4 protein-coding genes are annotated in these 7481 nt (G+C 40.1%); all 4 read left to right on the top strand.

Annotation, left to right across the window (positions count from 1 at the left end; all coding sequences use genetic code 11):
* The first annotated feature begins 1155 nt into the window (after positions 1-1155).
* Positions 1156-1770 carry a TetR/AcrR family transcriptional regulator gene (locus tag V7L20_RS15245; protein ID WP_334744894.1) on the top strand — a complete coding sequence of 205 codons (615 nt, stop codon included), beginning with the start codon at positions 1156-1158 and terminating at the stop codon, positions 1768-1770.
* A gap of 156 nt (positions 1771-1926) precedes the next feature.
* A complete protein-coding gene (locus tag V7L20_RS15240) occupies positions 1927-2625 on the top strand; it encodes a type 1 glutamine amidotransferase (protein ID WP_334744893.1) in 699 nt (232 codons plus the stop codon).
* Between the two features lie 778 nt (positions 2626-3403).
* Complete coding sequence (locus V7L20_RS15235) at positions 3404-3766, top strand: hypothetical protein (protein WP_334744892.1); 363 nt, start codon at positions 3404-3406, stop codon at positions 3764-3766.
* Between the two features lie 641 nt (positions 3767-4407).
* Entirely contained in the window at positions 4408-7092 is a 2685-nt protein-coding gene (locus V7L20_RS15230; RefSeq protein WP_334744891.1) for a TonB-dependent siderophore receptor, read from the top strand.
* Positions 7093-7481: the final 389 nt, after the last annotated feature.

Here is a 7481-nt window from a genome sequence, read left to right as displayed (position 1 = left end):
TGAAAAAGAATAATCATTCTTCTTCGGGTTTATTTTTTATCAGAAACTTCTTTGAGTTCCTTGATTTCAAAATCCTATCAACCTGGGAAAATAATAATAGTCAATTTCATAACAATTAGCCAATTTAATATTGAAAAAATCTCAGAAATGCCTTTTGTAATATACAGTTCTGTCTAGAGTTAAACCCAGCTTTATTCCTTTATATGTAAGACTTTTATCCATCAAAACAGACAGACTATTCTAACTAAAAGTAAACATATAAATAATTTATTTCTTGTCCTGACTATAGATATCTCCCCAATGATAAATCGACGATATTTTATCAACTTTAAACAAGAGAATAACGCAATTATAGGCTTTGAGGCTCTTTAGCTGATGAGTAATTGTAACCACGAATACTGTTTGTAAATTAATTTCTCAGCGCAAGTAAATTGGCCAGATGTATGATATTCTTTATTTATAGGGAATCTAAATCGCTAAAGCACAAAGGATCTCCAAGCACTTACGCTCTAGTGAAGAAGTCAAATCCCATAGTTAACCAATAGTTTGATGAACTGATGATCTTGTTCCATAAGTCTCTGGAGGATTGTGGAAGTACTCGATCGGTAGCAGTTCCAAAGTTCGGGGGGATTTTGGTATGCTTGCAGTTCATCAATCACTTTTGGGAAAAACCCTTGATTCTTTACAGATAGTTTTTTGTTAAGTCCTTAGAAAAAATCAAAGTTTTGGCGAATGAAAGGATAGAACAAGTAATTGATAACAGTGTTTACGATTTAAGCAACTGGATAAACAAACTAATTCAATCTTGATATTGATGAAACACCTTGGTATTTAAAAGGAGCAAAGAATGGTTAAGGGTGTTTTAAAATTTTCAATTTTTGTTAATTTATCCTGTTCACACACGTTATTGTATAGAATTAAAATCTCTTTGGCAAATTGAGGTATAACAGTGTAGTTATTTATAATAATTACAGTGTATACAATTGCTTTGGTGTAAAATCCTAACAGAAATATCAAATGTTTGACACATTTACAGCCTAACTTCAAAAAGCTAGTAAAGCTTCAGGTTTAAATAATTGTGAAGTTAGGAAAATCTTTGTCAGTATTATTGATGAAGTATTTAAGATTTACACGTTATTCAAGGATGCGATCTAAATGACTAAACCGAAAACAACCCGTAAATCTGTTCATGATCGCATCCTAAATACAGCATCAGGTTTATTTTATAGAGAAGGAATTCGCAACGTCGGTATTGACAGAATCGTTGCTGAATCTGGCGTTGCAAAAATGTCGCTCTACAATCATTTTAAGTCAAAAGATGCATTGATTGAAGCATGGCTACGACAACAGGATGAACAATGGTGCGAATGGCTCAAAACCACCATTGAGGAACGAGCTTCTAACCCATCTCAACAACTACTAGCAATATTTGATGCCCTGCGGGAATGGTTTGAGGGCCCAGATTTTCGAGGTTGTGCATTCATTAACGCTTCAGTGGAACTAGCCAATGCTGACCATCCTGGACATCGGGTAGCATTGGAGCATCAACAATCAATCTACCATTACATCAAGAGCCTAGCTCAAGCCGCAGAAGTTTCATCACCGGAACAGTTAGCTAGGCAACTACTTCTCATTGTACAAGGTGCGATCGTGGTTGCAATGATGGAAGGTAGTTGGTCAACCGCTTCACAGGCAAAAAAAGTAGCAGCAATGTTAATCCAGACTGCATCAAAATCTGCCGTTACCGAAACAGTGCTGAGTGCTGAGTAAAAAAGTCTATTAGACATCTCCAGAAATTAAATATGCGTTACCTAGAAACCTTGTAAAGACGTAGCAGTGCTACGTCTCTACATTCTTTTTTAGAGATGTCTATTATATGATTTAATGTAAAAAATCACACTGCAACTAAGTTCGGAGCAGTCAGAGATGAGAATTCATTACTTACAACATGTACCATTTGAAGGACTTGCTAGTATTGAACACTGGTTGACAAAGAAAGATTATATTCTCTCTGTAACTAAGTTTTATAACGGTGACAGTTTACCATCTGTTAATGACCTAGATTGGTTAATAGTAATGGGTGGGCCAATGAATATTTATGAGGATGATAAATATCCTTGGTTGACGTTGGAAAAACATTTTATTCAAGAAGCAATCAAAAAGAATAAAATAGTTATTGGCATTTGTCTTGGTTCGCAGTTAATCGCTAATGTTTTAGGTTCCAAGGTTTATAAAGGTCAGGAAAAAGAAATAGGTTGGTATCCGATTCAAGTGACAACAGAAGCACAAAGTTATGCCGTTTTTGCTTCATTACCTGCATCTCTCACTGTGTTTCATTGGCATGGTGATACTTTTGACTTACCACTGGGTGCTGTACGACTAGCTTCTAGCGAAGTATGTGCAAATCAAGCTTTTATTTATGAAGATAGAGTATTAGGTTTACAATTTCACTTAGAATCAACACAAGACAGTGTTCGCCAAATTATTGAAAATTGCGCTTCGGAATTAGTTGCAGGTAAATATATTCAGAAACCCGAAGAAATGCTGGCACGAGATGATGATTTTAGTAATATAAACACTGCTATGCACAAAATCTTAGATTATTTTGCAACTTTTACAAAATAAATTATTATCTATCATCCAGTAAAACTGCCCATCTTTAAGCGATCGCCCTACAGCCCTTCTCAAGACAGGAGACGCACTCGCGTTCGGGCATCCTACGGCAGGCGTTGGCAAAGCCATCGCTTTTGTGTTTAATAAAAGCAAATTTGCTAAGTTCCTATATTAGACTTCTTGCATGAATCAATAAGCTTTCACCTTAAATCCCTCTTCCAAGCTTGGGAGAGGGACTTTAAATTTGGCTCTCCCTTCTGCCAATTTTGGGAGAAGGGGTTGGGGGATGTAGCTCAATACGGTTCGGTTAAGATCCCCCCGCCTACGGTGACCCCCTTAAAAAGGGGGTAAAAGAGGCTTGGAAGCCTCACTTTTTAAGGGGGTTGGGGGGATCTTCAAAATATGAAAACGTTAACCGAACCGTATCGGGATGTAGCAAGATCCCCCAGGGTGGGCGAATTTTGCATTTGTGCAGTCGTTTATTGAATTCGGGCAGTCGTTTATTGAATTCGGGCAGTCGTTTATTGAATTTGGGCAGTCGTTTATTGAATTTGGGCAGTCGTTTATTGAATTTGTGCAGTCGTTTATTGAATTTGGGCAGTCGTTTATTGAATTCGGGCAATCTCCAAGAATTTACATAAATTAATTTAATATTATGTAACAAATAAAAAATTTCTACCGAATAATGCGGGTGTCAATTAACCCTAATCCTGTCTATCCTAGTGCTGTACAGTTCAGGGTAGAAGTCAGTTTTTATCCTGGCGCATTATTAATAACAGGAAAGTGATTTATGTCACGTCCAAAACGCGGGTCTAAAATACTTGATAGAGCACAGCGTCGGATTGCGGCTTTGAAATCGATCAGTCCCACCTTAGACTTAGGCAATGGGGTAACAATTGACTCCTTTGCAGCCGCCATCAAAACAACCCAAGATAAGTTAGAAGCATATAACTCAAGCCTCTCCACCGTGGATCTGACTCAGGGAACCTTAGAACTTGCTGAAAAGTCCCTGATGGAACTAACAGAACACATGTTACTCAGTGTAGCTGCAAAGTATGGCAAGAATAGCGATGAATACAAAATGGCAGGAGGCGTTCGTCGAAGCGATCGCAAGCGTCCTATGCGTCAGCCTAAACAAGGGGCTGTTGCTTGATAAAGACGCTGTTCGATGTGGAATATTTTAAAACTGCCGATGGTCGATTTGGCATTTTTTATGGTGAACCGTTAACGGTGCAAGCAACGATTCAGTGGGAGTTTTAACTTGCTCGCTTTATTGCTTATCGGCTCAACAACTTGACTAAAATAGTTTTCACCTCGGTGTTCAGAATCCCTGACTTTTTAAAAAAGTCGGGGATCTATGCCCGATCATCTGCAATTACAAAGCCTGTCCTGAGTCATGCGTGACAACGCCAATATTATATACTGAGTTGTACTGTTGTCAATAGTTAAAGATAAATTAGGGTAAAATTATTGGTATTAATTAGCATTAATTTCTACCCGTAAAATATGGCTAGTACCCCCACATTAGAATATTTGCAATAATTGTGGACAGAAGCTGCCAAAAACAGCTTGCAAAATCCATCAGGGTTATTCCTAGCCAGCAAGCTTTACTACTGTTTTCAAAAGACAATTTGGGATTACACCAGAAAATGTTTGTTAGGAAAAAAGAATATTTCGGAGTGTAATGCCGTTTTGCAATAGATCACAATTACAAGTTATTCTCTACACTAGGCTTCATTGCAATTAATAACTATATGCAATAAGCCTTTTAATCCAAACTGTGTGAGGAGCGGTATGAAAAGTCGGCAGTCCAATATGTATTTATGGTTAGCAGCAAATTTGGTGGGTATTATCAGCACTTTAGTAACTCAAGTAGCCTGGGCAGAGGTGAAATTTGAAAATAATACTCAAAAAGCCTCCCTTTTGAAGCAGGAGGGTGGGAATCAAAAAATCCGGCAACCCAGCGAGTTAAAAATCCCAATCACCAGCACAGAACATTTACTAGTGCAGTCGCCCACGCCGCAAACCACACCTGCGCCGATAATTCAAATAAGGGGGGTAAAAGCCAATCCCACGAGCAAAGGTGTAGAGGTGATTTTAGAGACGCCTGTTGGGACTCGACTGCAAGTGACAAATCGCAGTACAGGCAATAATTTTATTGTAGATGTGTCTGGTGGGCAGTTACGTTTAGCTTCGGGCAATGCTTTCACATTTCGTTCGGAGAAACCAGTTGATGGAATTACGGAGATAAGAGTAACTAATATTGACGCAAATACTGTGCGAGTAACGGTAGTAGGTGAGAAGGCTTTACCAACGGTTGAGTTATATGATGATGATGCAGGGCTGGTTTTTGGGGTAGTATCACAGGCAACGGCGACACAGCCACCGCAAACACCCCAAGCTAGTCAGCCGCAAAACCAGACACAGTCAAATCAACCTTCAACTAGTGGTGATGAACCGATTGAGTTGGTAGTAACAGGTGAGCAAGACGGATATCGCCTACCAAATGCTTCCACTGCAACCAAAACCGACATCCCTATCCGCGATATTCCCGCCTCGATTCAGGTGATCCCGCAACAAGTGCTGAAGGATCAACAAATTACACAAGTGCGGGAAGCAGTGCAGAACGTTAGTGGCGTGACTCCCGGAGCATCAGGTTCTCAATCCACGGTCGGAGAAAGCTACATTTTCCGAGGGTTTGAAGACAGTGGTTCTACCAGTGTTTTTGTCAATGGTTTTAAGCAGGAAGAGCGTTATAGGCGTAGTCTAGAAGTTGCCAATATCGAGCAAATCGAAATTCTAAAAGGACCCGCATCTGTCCTGTATGGTCAGGGCGAACCGGGGGGCATTCTTAATATTGTAACAAAGCAACCTCTTTCAACGCCCTACTATGCCGTTGAAGGAACCATTGGTAACTTTGACTTCTACCGCCCAACGTTGGATCTTTCCGGCCCTTTAAACCCCGACAAAACCATTCGCTATCGTTTGAATGCAGCCTATCAAAACTCTGGTAGCTTTGTTGATTTTGTGAAAACGCAGCAAGCGTTTGTAGCACCGATTATCAGTTTTGACTTGGGAAAAAATACGAATCTAACCTTAGAAGGCGAGTATCTTAATACTTCTAAAGGGGAGTACTTGGGTATTCCCGCTGTTGGTTCAGTCCTGCCAAACCCTCTTGGACAGGTTCCTCGTTCCCGATTTCTCGATGACCCTAATTTTCAGTTCAACCGCGACTTCACAACATTTGGTTACCGCTTGCAACACAAATTCAGCGATAACTGGTCAATCCGCAATGCATTTAGAGCCGAATTAGAAAATTTTGATGAGCCTTTTTCCTTCCTTTTAGGACTGCAAGCGGACAATCGAACTGTAGATCGAGGCTATGCGCTTACCAAAGCTAACAATGAAAATTTCTTTTTGCAAACGGATGCAGTTGGAAAAATTCAAACGGGTACTGTAAAGCAGGATTTGCTCTTTGGTTTGGAATTAGGTAGAACGAATTACAGACGGGATATATTTTACGATCCAACGATTACTGTTTTACCATCAATCAATTTGTTTAACCCGAACTATGATCGAGATCCGATTCGATTTGACAGAATAACATTTAAGGAGAGAGTCTATCAAAACTTGGTTGGTGTCTATGGTCAGGACTTAATTTCAATTGGAGATCAACTGAAGATTTTGCTGGGTGGACGCTTTGATTTTGTGGAAGGCTTTAGTGAAGGCACTGGTTTATCAACTGATCAACAAGACACTGCTTTTAGTCCCCGTGTGGGAATTGTTTATCAACCTATAGTGCCAGTTTCGTTATACGCCAGTTGGAGCCGTTCCTTCCAACCCTCTAGTGCCAACAATGTAAATACAGATAACAAGCCGTTTGAACCAACAAAAGGTGAATCATTTGAGGTCGGTGTGAAGACCGAATGGTTGGATGGCAAGCTTTCAGCAACTCTGGCAGCTTACCAAATCACTAAGCAAAACATTGTCGTACCCGATCCAGTGATTCCGTTTCGTAGCATTCAGGTGGGTGAACAACGTAGTCGGGGTATTGAACTAGATGTTGCTGGAGAAATCTTGCCAGGATGGAAAATCATTGCCAGCTATGCATATATCGATCCTGAGATCACTGAAGATCCCAGACCAGAGTACAAGGGAAATGAACCAAGTAATGTTGCCCGAAACAGTGCCAGTTTATGGACAACCTATGAAATTCAAACAGGAAATTTAAAAGGTTTGGGATTTGGCGGTGGATTGTTTTTTGTGGGCGATCGCCAGGGAGACTTGGAGAATACATTCACGTTGCCAAGCTATGTGCGAACTGATGCAGCCATTTATTACCGCCGTGACAACTGGCGAGTTGGGCTGAATATCAAGAACTTGTTTGATGTTTACTACTTTGAAAGTTCCAGTGGCACAACCGGCGTGTTTCCTGGCGCGCCATTCACTGTGCTAGGTACGATTTCGTGGCAGTTTTAATGATTTTGTAAACTTATATCATGTCCGGGTGCTTACCCATAATTAAGCAGTAACTTGAACTTAAGGTCACCAATGAAAGTTTGTTAAACCTCGAATTAAATCTTGCTGTTGGAGTAATTGCAATACGGTTCGGATAAGATAAAAAGTCTATCGATAACGCTTGTCTTGACTAGCAATTGCAACGTCTCTACACACCACAACACCCAACCAATAACCTTAACCGAACCGTATTATATGTTACTGGACATGATATTGTAAGATGTTACTAGTACAACACAGTGTAAATAAATCAGCCATTCCAAATCAACAAAACGCTTTCGCTGCATACCTGTTTAAATTTTGCGGAAAGTTGCGTGCGGGGGTTCCCCCGGTTGACCAAACTTTTCAAG

Source organism: Nostoc sp. (assembly GCF_036916735.1).
Lineage (GTDB): Bacteria > Cyanobacteriota > Cyanobacteriia > Cyanobacteriales > Nostocaceae > Nostoc.
This window is presented reverse-complemented; position numbering and strand designations above follow the sequence as displayed.